We start from the raw sequence: 23,665 nt of genomic DNA, 5'->3' as shown, positions 1-23,665 counted from the left end.
AGAATTTTGAGTGCAGTAAACTATAATCTTTTATGCACTCGCGTAGTTATCCCGTTGCAAGGTGACAATAGTCACCTTATAAAGAAACAAATGTCACTCTATAACATGACATTTATCACCATGCAATGTGACCACCAGCTTCCAAAAGGCGGAAAATTCTTAAAGATACGAAATATATTAGTGAAAAGCAAGAGAAGAAATAAATAAGAATCAATACAATAAATCTATTATCAATAACACATTAATTATGAATAGGAACATCTTAAATCTACGCCATCTGACTGTACTGCTAATATTGTGTACAGCCTTTTTAGGAGGCGCGATTCCTGCCCTCGCCCAACAGGCTGGCAAAAAAATCACCGGACAAGTGATTGATGAGAACAAAGAACCGATGATTGGAGTAAGCATCCTCATCATGGGCACTTCTACCGGTACGGTTACCGACTTTGACGGTAACTACACATTGAACGTGCCGCAAGGCAGCAAAGAGTTGCAATTCTCTTATGTAGGATACGAAACAAAAGTCGTAGCCCTTCCTGCAAGCGGTTCTGTATTGAACGTACAGATGAAAAGCGATTCTCAGGTATTAAGTGACGTAATCGTTATCGGATATGGTACGCAACGTAAGAGTGACCTGACCGGCTCGGTGACAAACGTCAGCAGCAAAGACTTCAATATGGGACTGGTCAGTTCTCCCGAGCAACTGATTAACGGCAAAATCTCCGGTGTGCAGATTATGTCCAACAGCGGTTCGCCCACGGCGGGAAGTACGATTCGCGTACGTGGCGGTGCCTCACTGAATGCCAGCAATGACCCGTTGATTGTATTGGACGGTGTCCCTTTGGAACAGGGCGGTATCAGCGGCAACGACGGAAACTTCCTGAGCCTCATCAACCCGAACGACATTGAAAGCATGACGATTCTAAAAGACGCTTCTTCCACCGCCATCTACGGTTCGCGTGCCTCCAACGGGGTAATCCTTATCACTACCAAGAAAGGGACTTCGGACAAATTGCAAATCACATTCAGCACTACCAATTCCATTCAGACGCGTACGAAACTGGCGGATATGTTGAGCTACGACCAGTTCGTCAACACAATCCGGACGCAAGGGACTACCGCCCAGCAAGCTCTGTTGGGAACAGCCCGCACGGACTGGAACGATGAGATTTATCAGAACGCTTTCGGCACGGACAACAATCTGAGCATCTCCGGAAAGATTGCCAAGAACTGGCCGTTCCGTGTGTCGGTAGGCTATTATAACCAAAGCGGTCTGCTACGCACCGACAATGCGGAACGCTATACGGGAAGCATCATGCTGACTCCTTCTTTCTTCAAAGACCACTTGAAGTTGAATATCAACGCCAAAGGTTCTATCAATAACAACACATTCGGCAATACAGACGCCATCTGGGCGGCGGCCACCATGAATCCGACGGTTCCCGTCTATTCGGGACTGGATACCTTCGGCGGATACACGGAAGCAACGGACAACACAGGAGCTCCCGTCAACGGTGCTGTAATGAATCCCGTAGGACTTGTTAAAATGAATGATTCTCAAAGTAACGTAAGACGTTTTATCGGAAATGTAGATGCGGATTACCGTGTTCATTTCTTCCCCGACCTAAAGCTACACGCTACACTGGGTTATGACTACGCACAAGGCAAGGGCAGCGTATATGTCCCGGCAGAAGCGGCACAAAACTATAATACCTCCGGTCTGGATTACAGCTACGGCCCCGAAAAGAAGGAAAACCGCCTGCTCACCTTATACGCCAATTACAACAAACTCGTCGAATCTATCAAGAGCAGCTTTGACGTGACAGCCGGCTACGACTATCAGTACTGGAAATCGACCACTCCGCTTTATAGCGAAATGAATACGCTGGGAGAGATACAAAAGACTTCCAAGGCGAAGGACGAACGCCACGTGTTGCTCTCCTACTACGGCCGTCTGAATTATTCGTTCGATTCACGATATATGTTGACTACGACTATCCGCCGGGACGCCACTTCACGCTTTGCCAAGAATGTACGTTGGGGTACTTTCCCTTCGGTAGCTTTGGGCTGGAGAGTGACGGAAGAATCTTTCCTGAAAGAAAATAAAGTATTAAGCAACCTGAAAATCCGTGCAAGCTACGGTGTGACCGGACAGCAGGACGGTATCGGCAACTATAATTATCTGCCTATCTACACTCAGAGCCAGAATGGAGCGGAAGCCAGCATGGGCAACGGATACATTCATACCTATCGTCCCAGTTCGTACGTGCCCGACTTGAAATGGGAAACGACCACTTCATGGAACGTCGGATTTGACTTCGGCTTCCTGAAAGACCGGATTACAGGTAGCTTCGACTACTACACCCGTCAGACAAAGGATTTGATTGCCACGGTTCCCGCTGCTGCCGGAACGACTTTCGACCGTAATATCACTACGAACGTAGGAAATGTGGACAGCCAGGGCATCGAATTCAGTATAAACGCAACGCCTGTTCAGACAAAAGACTGGAACTGGGATGTCAGCTTCAATATGACATGGCAGAAGATGAAAGTTAAGAACTTGTCACTCGTAGCCGGTGCTGCCGCAACCAATACTTCGGTCGGCCCAACCATTGACAGCTATCAAGTACAGACGTTGACCGAAGGATACGCTCCTTATATGTTCTACGTGTATCACCAACTCTATGACGAAAAGACCGGAAAGCCCGTAGAAGGTGCTTACGTAGACCTCAACGGAGACGGGGAAATCAACACGGAAGATTTATACCGTTACCACTCTCCCGCTCCCGACTATATCCTCGGTTTCAGCACTTCCCTACGCTGGAAGAAATGGACATTAAATACCAGTCTGCGTGCCAATATCGGTAACTACGTCTACAATGCCATGGCAATGAATGCCGGAGCGTGGGAAACAGTGAGCTACAACTCTTATCAGTTGAACAATCTGTCGACCAGTTATCTGGAAACCGGATTCAAGTCCCGCCAATACTTGTCCGATTACTATGTAGAGAATGCTTCTTTCCTGAAAATGGATAACTTGTCACTGAACTACAACTTCGGGAAAATTTGCAAGGGATGCAGCCTGAATGTCAGTGCAATGGTTCAGAATGTATTCTGCATCACGAAGTACAGTGGCGTAGACCCGGAAGTGCCCGACGGAGTGGATAACTCCTTCTACCCGCGTCCACGTACATTCTCACTTAACGTAGGTTTCAATTTCTAAATCCTTTAAAAACAAGCGAATCATGAAAAAGATATTATATACAGCCTTCTATTTTTGCAGCGCATTGCTGCTGGGTTCCTGTATAGGCGACTTGGACCAATATCCGCATGAAGACGAAACATCTTCTACGATTTACACAAGTGCCGATAATTATAAAGCCGTTTTAGGCAAAATATATGCTGCCATGGTGACCACAGGTCAGGAAAAAAGCGGCGACGAGGATTTGAGCAGTAACAGCGGTCAGGATTATATGCGTTGCTTCTTCAATCTACAGGAATGTGGAACGGACGAGGTAGCTTCCACCTGGCTGTCAGGCGATAATGTTACCGGACTGACTCATCTGAGTTGGGATGCCAACGACCCTTGGGTATCGGATATGTACTATCGTATTTATTACAACATCGCACTGTGCAACGAGTTTCTCCGTAATGCTACGGATGAAAAACTCTCCCAATTCACGGAACAGGAACAGGGTGAAATCCGTCATTACCGTGCCGAAGCCCGTTTCATGCGTGCCTTGTTCTACTATCATGCAATGGATTTGTTCCGTAATATCCCATTTATTACAGAGAATGACCCGACTGTCGGCTATCTGCCTCCGCGATATACAGCTACACAGGTTTTCAGCTATATTGAATCGGAACTGACAAGCATCACAAGCGATATGCTCGACAAAGCCAACTGTCCTTACGGACGGGCTTCCCAGGGAGCTGCCTACACATTGCTGGCCAAACTGTATCTGAATGCGGAAGTTTACATCAATACACCGAAATATACCGAATGTATCAGTGCCTGCAAAGAAGTTATCAAGCAGGGATATTCGCTGGAAGATGATTATAGCAAACTGTTCAATGCAGATAATGATAAACGCACTGCCAATGAAATCATCTTTACCTTGCCGGTAGATGCTACGCATACCGTATCATGGGGTTCTTCCACCTACATTGTCTGCGGTGCGGTAAGTAATACTTCGGACTTGCAGAAACCGGAAGATTACGGAGTGAAAAGCGGTTGGGGCATGTTCCGTGTACGTGGAGAAATCCCTTCCCTGTTCACGGGAGAAGAGGATAAACGTGCTATGTTCTTCACCGACGGGCAAACGCTGAACCTGGATAAGATAGACGACCAAAGCAATGGTTACTTTGTCACTAAATGGACTAACCTGACTGATGCAGGGGAAACAGCCTCGAATACAGCAGATGGTGGCGTCAATACGGACTATCCTTTGTTTCGCCTGGCGGATGTGTATCTGATGATGGCAGAAGCCGTAGTACGCGGCGGAAGCGGAAGCGACAGGGGTACAATCCTGGGATATATAAACGAATTGCAAGAACGTGCTTACGGTGATGACAACCATAAAAAAGCCGATGCAGACCTGACGGAAGATTTCATTCTGAAAGAACGTGCCCGCGAACTTTATTGGGAAGGCCATCGCCGTACAGACCTAATCCGCTTCGGTATGTTCACAACCAACAAATATTTATGGCAATGGAAAGGTGGGGAAAAGAATGGCGCGCCGGTCAACAGCAAGTACAATATCTACCCGATACCCAACACTGAACTCACCGCAAATCCGAATTTATTCAATGAGAATTATTAATCATGCTAATACGGAACTACAATATGAAAAGAATTAATAAACTATTAATAATATTCTCCGCACTTCTGCTTCTTGGAGCCTGCGAGAACGACGGAGATAAATATTTTCTGTCCACCCCGACAGAGAACGAACTGATTGCTTCCTCTGACGCTGTAGTGCTGACCGAAGCCACCGCCAAACTTTACGCTTTATCATTTGCCTGGACAGAACGCACCTTGCAAATCAGCGACCCGGTCCTGAAAGCCCCCGATGTATTGAAAACCGCACTGGAAGTATCATTGAATGAGGATTTCTCCGGGACAATAGTGGAGTCTACCGAAAGCGGACTTTCCAAATCTTATACGGGTGCCACCCTGAATATCGTTGCCAATACATTAGGAGCAACCCCTAACGTAGCTACCCCTTTCTATTTCCGTCTGAAAGGTACAACAGGAAATAATATGGAGCCGGTTTACAGTAATGTGGAAAAGGTTAATGTTACTTCTTACGAATTGGATATGAGATTCGGAAATATCCTTGACCAGAACGCACAGGACACGAACCTGGACTTGTTCTCCACCAACTCCAACAGAATCTATACAGGATTTATCGGAGCGACCAGTTGGATGAACTTCCTTTTCCAGGAAGCTGACGGAACAATCTGGAGAACAGCTAACTCCAGTGATATCGGAAAGCCTTTCATCATTACTTCCGAAGGCACATGGGGCATCTGGTTCCCGAATCCGGCAGGGTGTTATTATGTAAATTTCGATATTCCGGCCAAACAATGGACTGCATTACTACTGCCTTCACTCACCGTCAACGGAATAGAAGGCATCACTATGACTTACAACCGTTCTACCAATCAATGGCAAGGAACATTCACGGCAACAGAAGCCGGAGATATCACCATTCAGATTAGTGGTACAGGTAAGCAATATGACCATACAACCGTTACCGGAAGCGACAACGCAATCAGTGATGAACTAGCTAAAGATACCCCGTTCGCCTTCAACGGAAATTCCAACGGGCTTACTTTCGGAACAACCTCCAGTGATATCACGGTTAATGTTCCGCAAGCAGGCGAATGTACGTTAACGATTGATTTAAGTAATCCGCAACAATGGACTGCGGCAGTAACCGCAGGAGGAAGTAGCGAGCCTACCTATCCGGCAACATTAGCCATATACAGTGCAGAAACATCCCCCCAATTCTTGACTACCCTGACACCTACCGGTAAAGAAGGAGAAGAAGGTACATTCCAAGGTGTTTTCCAAATGAAAACCGGTTGGGAGAATTTCAAGATTGCAGACACAGAAGGGAGTATATGGTATGGTCCGGTGGACGGCTCTCCTCAAAGTTTAGTTGCCGGTTCTGATTGGAGTTTTTGGTTTGACCAAGAAGCCCTTGAAAGTTTTATGATTACAGCCAGCCTTCGCGACATGACATGGACACCGACAAAAATCAGTCAAATCAACATCTGTGGTGGATTCAACAACTGGTCATTAACCAGTGATGTAATGACATATAACGCCGGTACACAAACGTGGAGTGCTACCTGCAATATCTCCAACACAGAAAATGGATTCTATTTCTTATTAAATCAAAATTGGGATTGGTCTCTTAAAGGAAGTACCGACGGTCTGTATCTCGCGCCATCTGCTGGCGACGGCAGCTATATACCCGCAGAAGCCGGTACATACTTGATTACTCTTGACATAAGAACTATGACATTTACAATGGATAAACAAAATTAAATGAACGAGTTATGAAACGATTCAAACATATACTTCTGGCTTCCGCACTTATGTGCGGAGCCTTCTTCACCGCCTGCAACGACGATGAAAACACTCCTGTATTCCCGGAACAACAAGAAGAATATTACGATATGTCCGGCTTTGCCAAAGGCGCTGATGTCAGTTGGTTGACGGAGATGGAGAACTCCGGCTATCTGTTTTATGACGCTGACGGAAAGGACAGAGAATGCATGGAACTATTGCGCAGTCTCGGCATGAACGCTATCCGCCTGCGTGTATGGGTAAATCCCAGTGAAGACGTATTCGGTTGGTGTAACAAGAACGATGTCTTAGTCAAGGCATGGAGAGCGCAAAGACTGGGCTTCCGTCTGATGATAGATTTCCACTATAGCGACACTTGGGCCGACCCCGGAAAACAATACAAGCCGGCAGCTTGGGAAAACATGAATGTGGAAGAACTGAAAACAGCTATTGCCGACCATACCAAAGAGGTGCTTAATATGCTGAAAACAAATGGCATTGATGTGGAATGGGTACAAGTGGGCAACGAGACACATCAAGGTATGTTGTTTCCCACCGGCCAGACTACAACAGATGAAGGAAGTAGAAACTTCGCCCGGTTTATTACCTCCGGTTATGATGCGGTAAAGGAAATCTATCCGGATGCCAAAGTCATCGTACACCTTGACCAGGGACAAAGGGCCAGTCTGTATAACAGTATTTTTGACGGACTAAAACAAAACGGAGGCAAATGGGATATCATCGGTATGTCACTCTATCCGGACATGATGCCCGATGAAGGAGAACCCGATAACTGGGAAGCTATGAATAACGCCTGTATCGCCAATATGAAAGCACTAATAGCCAAATACAACACTCCGGTAATGATGTGTGAAATCGGCGTCAACTGGAATTATGAAAAAGCAGAAGCATTCTTTACCGACTTCATGACCAAAGCTAAAGAAATAGACCAATGCCTCGGCGTTTTCACTTGGGAACCCCAGTGCTATGGTGGCTGGAAAGGCTACCACAAAGGAATGTTTGACGACAGCGGCAGACCCACTGATTCATTTAATGCCTTCAAGAGATAAAATTATTGGAAGCTTTTTTATATCTTTACCCCGAATCCAAAATTATTTATACCTGAAAAGTGAAAATGAACATGAAACACCAAAAACAGTTAGTAACTGTACTTTTGATGGGAGCCGCTTGCAGCCTGCAGGCGCAGCGCAGCGAGACGCTGCTCGAGAAGAACTGGAAATTCAGTAAAGGAGACTTCAAAGAAGCTAGTCAGCCTGAGTTTAATGACACAAAATGGGAATCGGTCGTCATCCCGCACGACTGGGCAATCTTTGGCCCTTTCGACATGAATAACGACCTTCAGAATGTTGCCGTCACACAGAATTTCGAGAAAAAAGCATCTTTGAAAACAGGACGCACCGGTGGACTGCCTTATGTAGGCTCCGGTTGGTATCGTACCAGTTTTGATACTCCTGCCGATAAGGAAGTGACCCTACTCTTTGACGGCGCTATGAGTGAAGCCCGCGTCTATGTAAACGGCAAAGAAGCTTGCTTCTGGCCTTTCGGCTACAATTCTTTCCATTGCAATGTGACTCCTTTCCTGAATAAAGACGGAAAGAGCAATACACTCGCCGTACGTCTGGAAAACCGTCCGCAATCTTCGCGCTGGTATCCGGGAGCCGGCTTGTATCGCAATGTACACTTGATTGTTACCGACAAAGTTCATGTGCCTGTATGGGGAACACAGATTACAACTCCTCATGTGAGCAAAGAATTTGCAGCCGTACGCCTGCAAACGAAGATAGAAAATGCCGGTGAAAAAACACAAATCCGTGTAGAGACGGAAATACTGTCTCCGGACGGAAAGCTCGTTACCCGTAAAGAGAATACAAGCCGCATCAACCACGGACAGCCGTTCGAACAGAATTTCATTGTAAACGCACCTGAACTTTGGTCGCCGGAAAGCCCGTCTCTCTACAAAGCGGTTTCTAAAATCTATGCAGACAACAAGCTGGTAGATACCTATACTACCCGCTTCGGTATCCGCAGCATTGAGTATATCGCTGATAAAGGTTTCTACCTGAACGGAGAACACCGGAAATTCCAGGGAGTATGTAATCATCACGACTTGGGTCCGTTGGGAGCGGCTATCAATGTAGCGGCACTCCGCCACCAACTTACCCTTCTGAAAGATATGGGTTGTGACGCTATCCGTACATCGCACAATATGCCCGCTCCGGAACTTGTTGAACTATGTGACGAAATGGGATTTATGATGATGATTGAACCGTTTGACGAATGGGATATTGCCAAATGTACAAATGGTTATCACCGTTATTTCGATGAATGGGCGGAACGCGATATGGTGAATATGCTTCACAATTACCGTAATAATCCTTGTGTAGTGATGTGGAGTATCGGTAATGAAGTTCCCACTCAGTGTAGCCCAGTCGGTTATAAAGTGGCTAAGTTCCTGCAGGACATCTGCCACCGTGAAGACCCGACCCGCCCTGTGACTTGCGGAATGGATCAAGTGAGCTGTGTGCTTGCCAACGGTTTTGCAGCAATGATTGACATTCCGGGACTTAATTATCGTACGCAGCGTTATAAAGAATCTTACGACCAGCTTCCACAGAACTTGATTCTAGGTAGCGAGACAGCTTCTACCGTCAGTTCACGAGGAGTCTACAAATTTCCGGTGGAAGATAAGAAAGGTGCTAAATATGAAGACCACCAATGTTCTTCGTATGACGTGGAAGTATGCCCTTGGTCGAATATTCCGGATGAAGATTTCGCATTAGCCGATGATAACCACTGGACTATCGGACAGTTCGTATGGACAGGATTCGATTATCTGGGTGAGCCTTCACCGTATGATACCGATTCATGGCCGAATCATAGTTCCATGTTTGGCATTATCGACCTTGCCAGTATTCCTAAAGACCGCTACTATCTCTACCGTAGCGTATGGAACAGGAATGCAGAGACACTGCATATCCTTCCTCATTGGACTTGGCCGGGGCGCGAAGGTGAGATAACTCCGGTATTCGTATATACCAACTACCCGACAGCCGAACTGTTTATCAACGGAAAAAGCTATGGCAAACAAAGCAAGAACAACAGTTCTTTGAAGAACCGTTACCGCTTGATGTGGATGGATGCCGTATATGAACCGGGCGAAGTAAAAGTAGTAGCTTATAACAAGGACGGAAAAGCAGTAGCAGAAAAAACAGTCCGCACTGCCGGCAAGCCTCATCATATCGAACTGACCAGCAACCGCAACGAACTGACAGCCGACGGGAAAGACCTCGCCTATGTCACCGTAAAAGTGGTAGATAAGGACGGTAACCTCTGTCCTGCCGACAACCGGCTGATAAACTTCTCCGTAAAAGGAGCCGGCAAATTCCGGGCAGTAGCCAATGGCGACCCCACCAATCTGGAACAATTCCATCTCCCGAAGATGCATGCTTTCTATGGAATGCTGACGGCTATTGTGCAGACTGATGAAACAGCCGGAGAAATCGTACTGACCGCCAAAGCAGGCGGTGTGAAAGCCGGAACAGTCCGTCTTCAGGCAAAATAATTACGCTGTTCCCAATTAGACTTTATAAGAAAGCCGGATAATCATTGTAGTCTTTTCAGATTACAACAGATTATCCGGCTCTTCTAATCATATTTTATAAGCCAACATGAATAATCATCAAATAGCCTTCCAGAAAGATTGAAAGTCCCGGTATTTACCGTAACAAACCAATTCATCCCCTTCTTCCACTTTTTCATTTTCCGGCAGTTCGTTCTTCACATGAAGTTCTGTCAGAGAAACACCCAGGCAATTGGTTACTCTATCCGCCCGTTTCAGTCCGATAAGTTTTAAGTGAAATTCTTCATACAAATTCAGTTCATTAACGAAATATCCCACAAACTTATGCGGTACGGTGAACTTCACGACATAATATTCCGAATCAATGCGAAAAGCTTCCATGTTTGTCCCGAAATCAAGTAACTGCACCAGGCTGCGGGCGGCATCCTCCTCCGGCGTCAATATCTTCTCCAGGCTAAAAGCTTCCAGTACGGCTTTATGCACCCCATCAATCGCACGAGCATAAATACGGGCTACCTTCTTCTGTTTCAACAAGGCTACTACCCGCACAGACGCACCGAAATTCTCGCCAATCGCGACAATCACCACATCCACACTATTCAGCGGAAGTACCGACAAGGATTGTTCATCCGTTGCGTCAATCACAAATGCAGTGGCAATCTTATCTTTGATGCTATCCACACGGCTCTCACTAATATCCGCGCCAATAATCTCGTGTCCCAACGCAGATAATTCTTCGGCCAACACATAGCCGTAATTTCCTAAGCCGATAATAATATACTTCATATCTTTAGTTTATGATTATGTTATCACTCGGATAACGGTATTTTGTATTCTTTTTCTGTTTCACAATTCCAAGCATCAACGTAATCAAGCCCACACGCCCGATAAACATTAATAATGCTACTAATAACTTACTTGCATCACATAATTGGGGAGTCAGGTTCAGACTGGAACCTACCGTACTAAGCGCCGACACACATTCAAAAGTCAACGCCATCAATGATGCCTGCGGTTCAAGGATGCTCAATATAAAGATAAAGAGGAATAGTACTCCCAATGACATGACCACCGTCGCATTGGAACGCCGGATAGAATCGTGAGAGAGTTCTCTGCCGAATACTTCCACCCGCTCTGAACCACGTAACACAGCTACAAGATTCAGGACGACTACCGCAAAAGCATTTACCTTGACACCACCGGCAGTAGATTGTGCCCCACCACCAATCCACATCAATACCAGGTAAACCAATAATGTCTGTACACTCAAAGAAGCCAGGTCGACACTGCTGAAGCCGGCTGTTCTGGGACAAGTTGCATTAAAGAAAGCCTGCGTCCATTTATCTGCGACGGGCATTCCGGCAAAAGAAGCATTCCATTCAAAAGCAGCAATTGCCAGTGTACCTATAACCAGCAGCAGGAAAGTCATTATCAATACAATCTTCGTATTCAGATTATAAAGATGGAGCATTCTGTGCTTTTCCAGTTTGCGGGTACGTACAAATTTCCAGAAATGACGCAAATGATACAATACTATATCCTTGAAATTTACCAGAATAGGGAAACCGATACCACCCAGGATAATCAGCAAGGATACTGAGATAAACAACCAATTATGATTAGTCATCACCATCGGATTTCCTAAATTCCCGGAAAGTGTGGAGAATCCGGCATTACAAAAAGCGGAAATAGAATGGAAAGCGGAAAAAGCCAGCTCACCCTCCAAACTCATTCCCAGTGTGCTGTGAATACTGAACCAGATAGAAACCATGCCGATGCCTTCAATCACCAAAGTAAATCCCAATATATATAATAAGGTGGACAGCAACGAGCTTAATGAATTGGAACTGACCATATCACGTACAACCAACTGATTGTAAAGAGAAGTGTTTCCCATAAAGAACATCGCAAAGAAACTGGTCAAGGTCATCACTCCCAGTCCACCTATCTGAATCAGTAAAATAATGACGACAAGACCGCCGGTAGTAAAGGTGGTCGATACATCCACCGGAACTAACCCCGTGACACATACCGCACTCGTAGCCGTGAACAACGAATCAACCCATGTGATGCCGTTCACCGTACATCGTGGCAACATCAGCAATCCTGTACCTATTAGAATAATAGCGAGAAAACTGACAGCCAGTATCAAAGACGGATTGGTGCGGCGTCCCAACAGGCGCACCAGTCCGTTGGACAGATTCAATAAGGAGAAAATCAGCAGTAATACCAAATGATAAAACTTTCCATGCAGGAACTCCCAAAGTTGCAAAATAGCTCCTTCCTCTTCCGGACGGTGGAATATGACCGGTATCAAAGTGAGATACAGCAATCCGCTCAATATCCATGCCAACCTTCGATATTGCTTTTTAGTACTTCGGTATTCAAGAGAGATGTGCAAGGTAACATCAATCAGGAAGATAACCCAGACAGCTTTGTAAAGGACTTGTATTTTCGCTATTTCATCTACCGACAGCGGAAAGCCATGTTCGTAAATAACCCCGACAATCAGCGCAAGAGACGCCAAGTAGGTTAATGCTTCTACTAAGCCCAGTATAATACGTATATAAGGTTTTAGCAGTTTGTTTTGGTATAACAAGAATTTATGATAAATCTTCATATCATATTTTTTATAACGTCGTGCAAACTTAACTAAAATAACAATCGAAACCGATTCTTTGTTGACAAAATTACCCGAATATTAAAAATTTTGTCTACATTTGGCAGCAGAAAATTAAAAACCACAATATTATGAGTGACAAAAGAAAACGGTATATCCTACCGGAAGAAGAAATTCCACACTACTGGTACAACATTCAAGCCGATATGGTAAATAAACCGATGCCACCATTGCATCCGGGAACCAAGCAACCACTGAAAGCTGAAGACTTGTATCCTATTTTTGCAGAAGAACTATGCCGCCAGGAGCTGAATCAGACTGACGCATGGATTGAAATACCGGAAGAAGTACGCGAAATGTACAAGTATTACCGCAGCACTCCGTTGGTACGCGCCTACGGATTGGAAAAAGCCCTCGGTACTCCGGCACATATTTATTTCAAGAATGAAAGTGTAAGCCCTATCGGTTCTCACAAACTGAACTCCGCTCTGGCTCAGGCTTATTATTGCAAGCAGGAAGGCGTTACCAATATCACCACCGAAACCGGTGCCGGACAATGGGGAGCCGCTCTTTCTTACGCAGCTAAAGTATTCGGTTTGGAAGCAGCCGTTTATCAGGTAAAAATCAGCTATGAACAGAAGCCTTACCGCCGCAGCATCATGCAGACTTTCGGAGCACAGGTCACGCCTTCTCCGTCCATGTCCACCCGTGCAGGTAAAGATATCCTAACCGCGCATCCTAATTACCAGGGTTCACTGGGTACAGCCATTTCGGAAGCTATCGAGCTGGCACAAATGACTCCTAACTGTAAATACACGCTAGGTTCGGTACTTAGCCACGTAGCTCTTCACCAGACAATTATCGGTCTGGAAGCTGAGAAGCAGATGGAAATGGCGGGTGAATATCCGGATGTGGTCATCGGCTGTTTCGGTGGCGGTTCCAACTTCGGCGGTATCTCCTTCCCTTTCATGCGTCATAACATCCTGGAAGGAAAGAAAACCCGTTTTGTTGCTGCCGAGCCCGCTTCTTGCCCGAAACTGACACGCGGTAAATTCCAATATGACTTCGGCGACGAGGCAGGATATACTCCGCTGCTCCCGATGTTTACATTAGGACACAATTTCGCTCCGGCTCATATCCATGCCGGCGGTCTTCGCTATCACGGCGCAGGTGTCATCGTTTCCCAGTTACTCAAAGACGGTCTGATGGAAGCGATGGATATCCAACAGTTGGAATCGTTCGAAACCGGTTGCCTGTTTGCACAGATGGAAGGTATCATTCCGGCTCCGGAATCCTGCCACGCTATCGCGGCTGCCGTTCGCGAAGCCAATAAATGCAAGGAGACAGGAGAAGAAAAAGTAATCCTGTTCAACCTGTCCGGTCATGGGTTGATCGATATGGCTTCTTATGATAAATATTTGGCCGGCGATTTGGTCAACTATTCATTGACAGATGAAGATATTCAGAAGAATCTGGATGCGATAGGTGATTTAGCCAAATAATCTACTTATCTCACAATCAAGCTATATAAACCAAGCCCGGGCAGCCAATGTACCGGGCTTATTCGTTTTTCAGTAAGCATCTCCACTAATTACACACCTACAAGATATTTAACATAACCCTGGAAAAATAGAACAGATTCCCTGTCATTTTACACAGCATATAAAAGAATTTACTATCTTTGATGCCATTATTAATCTTATGACCTAATAATGAGCTATCTAAAAAATATAGTAATCTGCCTGTTCTTTTTATGCATAGGAACGAATTCAGCCTTTTCCGAAATTCCGGAACAAATCAATTTTTCCTATATTTCTATCAATGAAGGATTGTCGCAAAGTACCGTATTTGCCATTGACCAGGACAGACGGGGTAATATGTGGTTTGCGACTTATGACGGAGTGAACAAATATGACGGATATGCATTTACGGTTTACCAGCATAATGAGGATGACCCTAACAGCATTGCTAATGACATCGCACGAATCGTAAAGACAGATAGCCGGGGACGGGTCTGGATAGGCACGCGGGACGGGCTGTCATGGTATAACGAAGAAAAAGACCAGTTCAACAATTTCTTCTATGAAAGGAAAGGGAAACGCCTGCAAATCAACGGCATTGCCGAAATATCACCGGAACAGTTGCTTATAAGTACACAGGAAGGCCTGATTATGTTCGACATAAAAGAATCCAGATTTGTGGATGATTCTTTCAGTACGGCCATGCATAAGATTGTAGCTTCCACTCTCTACAGATATGGCGATATTATCTACATCGGCACAATGGAAAACGGGCTATATAGCTATTCCATTCCTGAAAAGAAACTGGAGAAAGTTATTCCCATACAGGACAGCAAGCAAATTCAAGCTATTTTACAACAATCACCTACCCGCATCTGGGTGGCTACCGAAGGAGCAGGCCTGCTTCTGCTCAATCCGAAAACCCAAAAGGTAAAGGTCTATCAGCACTCTTCTTCCAATCCCAAGAGCATTAGCTCCAATTACATACGTTCACTGGCACTGGATTCGCAAAACCGCTTATGGATAGGGACATTTAATGACTTAAACATTTATCATGAGGCAAGCGACTCGTTCATTTCATACAGCAGCAGCCCGGTGGAAAACGGCAGCCTGTCGCAACGTTCCGTACGCAGCATCTACATGGACTCACAAGGGGGGATGTGGCTCGGTACGTATTTCGGAGGATTGAACTATTACCATCCTATCCGAAACCGTTTTAAGAATATCCGACGCATTCCTTATAAGAATTCATTGAGCGACAATGTCGTAAGTTGTATCGTAGAGGATAAGAACAAGAACTTATGGATAGGCACGAACGATGGCGGACTGAATCTGTTCACGCCCGGTACGCAACAGTTTACACATTATGCGTTGCAAGAAGACGAGCGGGAAAAAGGAATCGGTTCCAATAATATCAAAGCGGTATATGTAGACGAGCAGAAATCACTGGTATATATAGGTACGCATGCGGGAGGATTGACCGTACTCCATCGTAACGGTGGGCAGATGGAAAGTTTCAATCAGCGCAACAGCCAACTGGTGAATGAAAATGTATATGCCATTCTTCCCGACGGAGAGGGTAATCTTTTATTGGGGACACTAAGTGCACTGGTCAGCTTCAACCCGGAGAAACGAAGTTTTACTACGATAAACAAGGAAAAAGATGGTACTCCATTCACTTCCCAACGGATAACAATCCTGTTCAGAGATTCGCGCAAGCGTCTTTGGATTGGCGGCGAAGAGGGGGTATCGGTCTTTCAGCAACAAGGGTCGGATATACAGAAGGCGCCTATTCTCCCGACATCTTCCGTTACGAAAATGTTTACCAACTGTATTTATGAGGCCAATAATGGTATCATTTGGATAGGCACGCGCGAAGGTTTCTATTGCTTCAATGAAAAAGAAAAGTCAATTAAACGGTATACCACAGCCGACGGTTTGCCCAATAATGTAGTCTACGGTATTCTGGAAGATACTTTCGGACGCCTTTGGTTAAGTACGAACCGGGGAATTTCCTGCTTTAACCCGGAGACTGAAAAGTTCCGCAACTTTACCGAATCAGACGGTTTGCAAAGTAACCAGTTTAATACTTCCTCGTACTGCCGCACTTCCAACGGGCAAATGTATTTCGGCGGTATCAACGGTATCACAACTTTCCGTCCGGAATTACTGCTGGACAACCCTTACACTCCGCCGGTAGTCATAACCAAACTGCAACTGTTCAATAAAACGGTTCGTCCGGATGATGAAACAGGTATCCTGACCAAGAATATCAATGAAACGGAAAGTATCACATTGAAGTCCTGGCAAACCGCCTTTACTATCGAGTTTGTCGTATCCAACTATATTTCAGGACAGCATAATACATTTGCCTACAAGCTGGAAGGTTATGACAAAGAATGGTATTATCTGACAGACAAACGCTCTGTCTCCTACTCCAACCTGCCGCAAGGTACTTATCATTTTCTGGTAAAGGCTGCCAATAGTGACGGAAAATGGAATATGACTCCCACCGTACTCGAAATTATCGTTCTCCCTGTATGGTATAAGACGTGGTGGGCAATACTTCTCTTCCTCGCCACTTTCATCGGCTTCATCACTTTCGTATTCCGTTTCTTCTGGATGCGTAAAAGCATGGAAGCGGAACTGGAAATAGAACGCAGGGACAAAGAACACCAGGAAGAAATCAACCAGATGAAGATGCGTTTCTTCATCAATATTTCTCATGAACTGCGTACCCCATTGACTCTTATCTTGGCTCCTTTACAGGAAATCATCAATAAAATAAGCGACCGTTGGACACGGAACCAACTGGAGTATATCCAGCGGAATGCCAATCGCCTGCTACACCTTGTCAACCAGTTGATGGATTATCGCCGCGCTGAACTTGGAGTATTCGAATTAAAAGTAAAGAAAGAGAATGCCCACCAATTGATACATGATAATTTCCTGTTCTATGATAAGTTGGCACGTCATAAAAAGATAACCTATACTCTCCATTCCGAGTTGGAAGACAAAGAAGTGTTGTTCGATCCCAATTATCTGGAACTGATAGTCAACAACCTGCTTTCAAATGCTTTCAAATATACGGAAAGCGGACAAAGTATCACTGTTACCCTGAAAGAGGAAAATAACTATCTGGTATTGCAGGTCAGTGATACTGGTATCGGTATTCCTATCAACAAACAGGGGAAGATATTCGAACGCTTCTATCAGATTGAAAGCGAGCACGTGGGAAGCGGTATCGGTCTTTCATTGGTACAACGTCTGGTAGAGTTGCATCATGGGCGCATCGAATTGGATAGTGAAGAGGGAAAAGGCAGTACATTCTCTGTATATCTGCCGCAGGATATAAATATCTACAAGCCATCCGAGCTAGCTTCCAACGATACCAAAAACGAAGAAGAGCAAGTCTATTCCACCAACTCCAAGGATATGTATTTCATTGATACGGAAAAGATTGAAAATGAAGTCATAGAGTCAGGTGACAAGAAGCGGGGAACGATTCTTATTGTAGAAGACAATAATGAAATCCGTCATTATCTCAGCAGCGGACTTTCCGAGCTATTCAATACGCTGGAAGCCGGAAACGGTGAAGAAGCTCTGGAGAAACTGAAAGACAATGAAGTCGATATCATTGTTACTGATGTGATGATGCCCGTAATGGATGGCATCAAATTATGTAAGAATGTGAAACAGAATATCCGCACCTGCCATATCCCGGTTATTATCCTGTCAGCCAAAAGCGAAATAAAAGACCAGATGGAAGGCCTGCAAATGGGCGCGGATGATTATATCCCCAAACCATTCTCTCTTGCCATACTGACTACAAAGATACAGAACATGATGCGTACCCGCAGGCGTATGATCGAACGCTATTCCAAGTCTTTGGAAGTGGAACCGGAGAAGATTACGTTCAATGCCATGGATGAAGCCTTGCTGAAACGCGCCGTTGCCATTGTAGAAAAGAATATGGATAACATCGAATTCTCTACGGACGAGTTTGCCAGAGAAATGAACATGAGCCGTTCCAACCTGCATCTGAAATTGAAGGCTATCACCGGTGAGTCTACTATTGATTTTATTCGCAAGATTCGCTTTAATGAAGCTGCCAAGTTACTGAAAGACGGACGTTATACGGTAGCGGAAGTCAGTACGATGGTAGGATTCAATACGCCGTCTTACTTTGCTACAAGTTTCAAGAAATATTTCGGATGCTTGCCTACGGAGTATATAAAGAAGGCCAAAGGATAATCTCGGAGAAATCATAAATCCATAAACTGCCACATTTTTATATTTATTCTACGTATTATAGGGGGAAATACAAAAATGTGGCAGAACTAATAATCAGCTATTTACCCCAAAAAATAGGGTGAAATTAAGATTAGTTTACAGAAAACAATAGGATGATTTTGCTTTTTTCAGACTGAGAACTGCATTTTTCTCTGAATCCACTATCTATCAACACATTACCTATAATCTTCCCCTGTTTTTTTATCATTAGTGAATTACAGTTGTGCAATCGCCAAGTTACACTTGTCTTTCCGAGTAGATACACAAGTGTAACTCATGAGGTACTCAACTGTAACCAGTCAACTCTATTAGAAGAAAACATTAAAAGGATAGTATGATTTATACAATTCAATTAGATGAAATCATTATACTTCCGCATAATTTGGAGAACGAATACGGTCCTTTATACATATCCAACAGTATCATTACACAAATTTGATATACTATTCGATAAAACTATTAACAACAAAGCTACTTTCTCCCATATATTTGCATAGAGTTAGTGACCATCTCAAATATAAAAATCAAAATCTATCCAAACTAAAGTTTATACTATGAATTGCAAAAACAGATTCCGAATTAATATATGGCTGTTTCTTATCATTACACTCGCAGGATGTACAGATAATGATATTCCACAAAAAGAAAATAACGACATTCCGCCAAAAGAGGAACCAACACCCCCAAAAGAGGATACCGAAGAATCTTTATTTGATATTCTCAATCTTGATTATTCCGGATTAGAAGAAGTGAAGGCTTTGTATAAAGCCGGTGATAACGATGCAGCCATGCAAAAACTGCTTACCTATTACCAAAACAGAACTGAGATTCTAAATCCGAATCTATCTGCCACCCTTAATGAAACGGAACAGGGTTATGCTGACTATGCGACAAACGAATATCGTTTTTATGTCAATGACAATTATCTGGAAGATAAAACTAGAAAGATTCCTTATTCATTGCAAAACAACGATAAAACAATCAATTGGGAATTTGCTCCAAAGGGTGCTGACAACGAATATCAGAAACAATTGCATCGTCACAATTGGATCCCCCTTCAAGGGAAAGCCTACCAAAACTCGCATGATGAAAAATACATGCTCTCATGGAAAGAAGTGTATGCCGACTGGATTGCCAAGAACCCCAAGCCGGATGGGAAACCGGACAAATTCAAATGGTATCAACTTCAAGTATCCACACGTATCATGGGACAAACAGAGTCATTCGAGTATTTCAAGTCCTCTCCCAACTTCACTACCGAATGGCTTTCTTTTTTCCTCATACACTTTGCAGAACACGCCGACTATTTGTCCTTGTACAAATATGCCGGAGAAAACAATATTCTACTGAGCCAGGCAGTAGCATTAGTATTTGCAGGGACTCTATTCCCTGAACTTAAAAATGCCCCACAATGGCAAAAAACGGGATGCGACATCATCAATGAACAGACCTCTAAATTGTTTTTAAAAGATGGAATGACGAATGACCTCTCACTCCATTATCATATCGGTATAGTGGACGGTCTATACGATTTAAAAAGACTCATCCAATTGAACAAGCTACCGGACAATCTGCTTTCTCCGGAACTGGACAACGCCCTACTGAAAGCGACTAAAGTCGTCATGCACTTTACATATCCCAATTACTTCACAAAAGGAAGTAAGAATTGCAGTCCCGCATTCAATGATTCGTGGATAAAAACACGCAGCGTACTGAATAAGAATTTCGTAAAATACGCTGAAATGTACCCGGATGATTCAGAACTTAACTACATGAAAACTTATGGACAAGGAACTCCACCCGATAATAAAATCAAAACATTCGAATATTCAGGATTTTATGTACTACGCAATGGCTGGACTCCCCAATCGACGATGTTGGTACACAGCAACAATATATCTTCCAAATTAGAAGACTCAAGCCACAACCAACTCGATAACGGGACGTTCGAGCTATATCACAATGGACGTAACTTCTTTCCTGATTCCGGAGTTTGTTCATATATGAAAGAAAATGATACGGAAGTAATGGAACTACGCAGATGGTTCCGCCAAACCAAGACACACAACACAATGGTCCTAGGACAATCAGAAGAGCATGAAGCTACCGGAAGTGAAAATATCAACAAGGCACAAGGCAAATTATTATTATCGGAAGAAAACGATAATTACCAACTAATAGTAACGGAAAATCAAGGATACAGTAACTTCAAACACCGACGCGCCATCTTCTATATGAAAAAGCCTGTCGAATTCTTCGCTTTCGTGGATGAAGGCTTCGGAACAGCTACCGGATATTCCAAATTATATTTCCATCTTTGTGACGAGGCATCAGTCAACAATGTCAATTTGGATATTCAAGAGATAGGTGCGCATACTACTTTTGAAGACAATAATAACTTACTTATTCGCAGTTTTGGGAATCAAAACATTGTATTAAAACCTTTTGAGGGACGAATCTCTTATCAGACAGATAGAAAATTCTCTGTCAGAAAGGCTTATTCACTTGTCATGGAGAAAAAGAAAAATACATCCGTACGTTATATTACCATATTATATCCGGTAACAACAGCTTCCAATCACAAGATTAATGCTAAATTTACAGATAATCCTTCAAATTCGGACAATGTCTCCATCGAAGTGACTATTGATAATGATACATATAATTTAAATTACCAGCTTAAGAATTAATATAAAAAACAACACTATGAACATTCGACGCAGATACTTTAACTGCATCCTTTTATTTTTAATCTACTCTTTCACTGTAGATGCCCAACCTATAACTCTTAAACAGGATATTAATTGGCCTGAATTCATGAGCCGGCAAGATATGATATGGGAAAAGTTACCTGAATACTGGCATGAATCGGCTTATCTGGGCAACGGCAGATTAGGATTAATGATTTATAAAGAACCCGGAGAAAACTACTTACGTCTTGAAACGGGCAACTGTGATGTGCACGATCATCGTACAAAAAGAGATGTATTCGGAATCCCCAGACTACTTACCGGATATTTTGCCCTGCATCCCAAAGGAGAAATAATCAGCGGCAAGATGCGTCTTGACCTTTGGAATGCCGAAGCATCAACAGATATTATCACTACCAAAGGGGTTATCCATCTACAAACCTTTGTCCACTCTGACAATATGATAATAGCAGTAAAAGCAACTACTGAAGGAGAAGAGCATGACTTCAAATGGGAATGGGTAGCCGCAGAAGCTAACAGTCCCCGCTATCTACTTTTTAAAAGACGGGGACAAACCAATAAAATTCCCAAAGACTATGAACTCAACCCTGCACCGATAATCAACCGGAAAGGGGATATCAACTTATCTGTTCAGAAGTTACTGGCAGGTGGTGAGACAACAGTAGGCTGGAAAGAGACTCAACCGACTAAAAAAGAACGTACTTTATGGATAAACCTTACACATACATACCCTCAAAACAATTCGAGTGAAATATGTAAAACTGAAATCCGGAAAGCTATACGCGAAGGCTATCCATCCTTGCAAAAGACACATCGTAAATGGTGGAATTCCTTTTACCCAAGTAGCTTCATTACATTGCCGGAAGCGCAAAAAGAGAACTTTTATTGGATTCAAATGTACAAACTAGCTTCTGCCACCCGTGGCGACCGTGCCCTAATAGACAATACAGGGCCATGGCTGACGGAGACTCCCTGGCCAAATGCCTGGTGGAACCTCAATGTACAGCTCACATACTGGGCACTGAATGCTTCCGACCATTTAGATCTCGCAGCCTCTTTAGAAAATGCACTTTACAATCACATAGACCAGCTACGTCTCAATATTAATCCGGCTTATCGCCATAATTCGTTAGGAATAGGAGTCGCTTCCAATTTGGAATGTATGAGCACAGAGGTAGGTATTCCAGGAAAAGGAAGAGCGCAAGTAGGTTTGCTCCCGTGGGCTTGCCATAACCTATGGCTTATTTATCGCCACAAGATGGATGATGATATCCTGCGAAATAAATTATTTCCTTTATTGAAAGAATCAATCAACTACTATCTGCACTTTCTAAAAAAGGGAGAAGATGGAAAACTTCATCTTCCGGCAACTTACTCTCCAGAGTACGATACTGCGGAAGATTGCAATTTTGATCTTGCACTATTACGTTGGGGATGCCAGACACTACTGGAATCAGCACAACGCTTGAATATTCAAGATCCATTGGCTGAAACATGGGAAGACGTTCTTCATAATCTCACTCCTTACCCTATGGATGAGAATGGATTACTTATCGGGAAGGACATGCCATATGCTTTCTCGCACAGGCATTATTCACACTTACTTGCCATCTATCCCCTATATCTTATCAATAAAGAGCAACCAGGCGATATTGAAACGATTGAGAAATCACTCGTTTTTTGGCAAAGCAAACCCAAGGCGCTCTTAGGCTACTCATGTACAGGTGCTTCTTCCATATCTTCTGCTATTGGAAAAGGAAATGACGCATTATCTTATTTGAACAAATTATTCGGCAAGTTCCTCAGCCCTACTACCATGTATAAGGAAAGCGGCCCGGTTATTGAGACACCTCTATCCGGTGCTCAAAGTATTCATGATATGTTACTTCAAAGCTGGGGTGGTAAGATCCGCATTTTCCCGGCTATTCCAGATGCATGGAAAGACATAGCATATTCCGGTCTGCGCACGGAAGGGGCATTCAAAGTATCTGCCGGCAGAAAAAAGGGAAAGACACAATTTATCCATATCAAAAGCCTGGCAGGGGAGCCTTGTATTATAACGACTGACATAACTAATCCTGTCTTTAATGGAAAAAGAAATTTCACTGTGCAATCCCTCGAAAACAGTACTTACCAAATTGATTTAAAGAAAGGAGAAGAGGTGTTCATTTCCCCAAAAGGAGAAGAACCGGAGTTTGTCATCTCCCCGATTCCCCATACTTCCCATAATCATTTTGGATTAAAAATCATCCAATAGGATATCTAAAAACGTACAAAACCTGTTTTGTAAATAAATAGGATTAGATTACATTATGGCACATAATAAGCCTGCTATCAGAG

Annotated in this window: 11 protein-coding genes; 9 read left to right on the top strand and 2 right to left on the bottom strand. The window is 43.9% G+C overall.

Annotation, left to right across the window (positions count from 1 at the left end; genetic code table 11):
• The first annotated feature begins 247 nt into the window (after positions 1 to 247).
• The 5 genes from ACGHVY_RS03405 to galB all read left to right on the top strand — a co-directional run bounded on the left by ACGHVY_RS03405 (position 248) and on the right by galB (position 10,163).
• Positions 248 to 3,223 (top strand): SusC/RagA family TonB-linked outer membrane protein, encoded by a 2,976-nt coding sequence (locus ACGHVY_RS03405; RefSeq protein WP_390597131.1) that lies wholly within the window; start codon positions 248 to 250, stop codon positions 3,221 to 3,223.
• Between the two features lie 22 nt (positions 3,224 to 3,245).
• Positions 3,246 to 4,823 (top strand): RagB/SusD family nutrient uptake outer membrane protein, encoded by a 1,578-nt coding sequence (locus ACGHVY_RS03400; protein ID WP_390597129.1) that lies wholly within the window; start codon positions 3,246 to 3,248, stop codon positions 4,821 to 4,823.
• 23 nt (positions 4,824 to 4,846) lie between these two features.
• Entirely contained in the window at positions 4,847 to 6,559 is a 1,713-nt protein-coding gene (locus tag ACGHVY_RS03395; RefSeq protein WP_390597127.1) for a DUF5114 domain-containing protein, read from the top strand.
• 11 nt (positions 6,560 to 6,570) lie between these two features.
• Entirely contained in the window at positions 6,571 to 7,650 is a 1,080-nt protein-coding gene (locus ACGHVY_RS03390) for an arabinogalactan endo-beta-1,4-galactanase (protein WP_390597125.1), read from the top strand.
• Between the two features lie 65 nt (positions 7,651 to 7,715).
• Positions 7,716 to 10,163 (top strand): beta-galactosidase GalB, encoded by a 2,448-nt coding sequence (gene galB, locus ACGHVY_RS03385; RefSeq protein ID WP_390597123.1) that lies wholly within the window; start codon positions 7,716 to 7,718, stop codon positions 10,161 to 10,163.
• 117 nt (positions 10,164 to 10,280) lie between these two features.
• Here galB and ACGHVY_RS03380 read toward each other — a convergent pair whose 3' ends face one another.
• A complete protein-coding gene (locus ACGHVY_RS03380) occupies positions 10,281 to 10,967 on the bottom strand; it encodes a potassium channel family protein (RefSeq protein WP_390597122.1) in 687 nt (228 codons plus the stop codon).
• Positions 10,968 to 10,971: 4 nt separating this feature from the next.
• Positions 10,972 to 12,801, bottom strand: coding sequence for a TrkH family potassium uptake protein (locus tag ACGHVY_RS03375; RefSeq protein ID WP_390597120.1), 1,830 nt, complete (start codon positions 12,799 to 12,801; stop codon positions 10,972 to 10,974).
• 131 nt (positions 12,802 to 12,932) lie between these two features.
• Here ACGHVY_RS03375 and ACGHVY_RS03370 point away from each other — a divergent pair, with 131 nt between their 5' ends.
• The 4 genes from ACGHVY_RS03370 to ACGHVY_RS03355 all read left to right on the top strand — a co-directional run bounded on the left by ACGHVY_RS03370 (position 12,933) and on the right by ACGHVY_RS03355 (position 23,582).
• Positions 12,933 to 14,303 (top strand): TrpB-like pyridoxal phosphate-dependent enzyme, encoded by a 1,371-nt coding sequence (locus ACGHVY_RS03370; protein ID WP_308744319.1) that lies wholly within the window; start codon positions 12,933 to 12,935, stop codon positions 14,301 to 14,303.
• Positions 14,304 to 14,513: 210 nt separating this feature from the next.
• Complete coding sequence (locus ACGHVY_RS03365; protein ID WP_390597118.1) at positions 14,514 to 18,575, top strand: two-component regulator propeller domain-containing protein; 4,062 nt, start codon at positions 14,514 to 14,516, stop codon at positions 18,573 to 18,575.
• Between the two features lie 593 nt (positions 18,576 to 19,168).
• Positions 19,169 to 21,304 carry a heparin-sulfate lyase HepC gene (gene hepC / locus ACGHVY_RS03360; protein WP_390597116.1) on the top strand — a complete coding sequence of 712 codons (2,136 nt, stop codon included), beginning with the start codon at positions 19,169 to 19,171 and terminating at the stop codon, positions 21,302 to 21,304.
• A 16-nt stretch (positions 21,305 to 21,320) separates the two neighbouring features.
• Positions 21,321 to 23,582 carry a glycosyl hydrolase family 95 catalytic domain-containing protein gene (locus ACGHVY_RS03355; protein ID WP_390597114.1) on the top strand — a complete coding sequence of 754 codons (2,262 nt, stop codon included), beginning with the start codon at positions 21,321 to 21,323 and terminating at the stop codon, positions 23,580 to 23,582.
• Positions 23,583 to 23,665 lie beyond the last annotated feature (83 nt).

It is taken from the genome of Bacteroides sp. f07, assembly GCF_042854785.1.
Classification (GTDB): Bacteria; Bacteroidota; Bacteroidia; order Bacteroidales; family Bacteroidaceae; genus Bacteroides.
This window is presented reverse-complemented; position numbering and strand designations above follow the sequence as displayed.

Bases quoted from the DNA above. Each gene is read 5' to 3' on its own strand.
- ACGHVY_RS03405 (WP_390597131.1), top strand. From the start codon at position 248: ATGAATAGGAACATCTTAAATCTACGCCATCTGACTGTACTGCTAATA.
- ACGHVY_RS03400 (WP_390597129.1), top strand. From the start codon at position 3,246: ATGAAAAAGATATTATATACAGCCTTCTATTTTTGCAGCGCATTGCTG.
- ACGHVY_RS03395 (WP_390597127.1), top strand. From the start codon at position 4,847: ATGAAAAGAATTAATAAACTATTAATAATATTCTCCGCACTTCTGCTT.
- ACGHVY_RS03390 (WP_390597125.1), top strand. From the start codon at position 6,571: ATGAAACGATTCAAACATATACTTCTGGCTTCCGCACTTATGTGCGGA.
- galB (WP_390597123.1), top strand. From the start codon at position 7,716: ATGAACATGAAACACCAAAAACAGTTAGTAACTGTACTTTTGATGGGA.
- ACGHVY_RS03380 (WP_390597122.1), bottom strand. From the start codon at position 10,967: ATGAAGTATATTATTATCGGCTTAGGAAATTACGGCTATGTGTTGGCC.
- ACGHVY_RS03375 (WP_390597120.1), bottom strand. From the start codon at position 12,801: ATGAAGATTTATCATAAATTCTTGTTATACCAAAACAAACTGCTAAAA.
- ACGHVY_RS03370 (WP_308744319.1), top strand. From the start codon at position 12,933: ATGAGTGACAAAAGAAAACGGTATATCCTACCGGAAGAAGAAATTCCA.
- ACGHVY_RS03365 (WP_390597118.1), top strand. From the start codon at position 14,514: ATGAGCTATCTAAAAAATATAGTAATCTGCCTGTTCTTTTTATGCATA.
- hepC (WP_390597116.1), top strand. From the start codon at position 19,169: ATGAATTGCAAAAACAGATTCCGAATTAATATATGGCTGTTTCTTATC.
- ACGHVY_RS03355 (WP_390597114.1), top strand. From the start codon at position 21,321: ATGAACATTCGACGCAGATACTTTAACTGCATCCTTTTATTTTTAATC.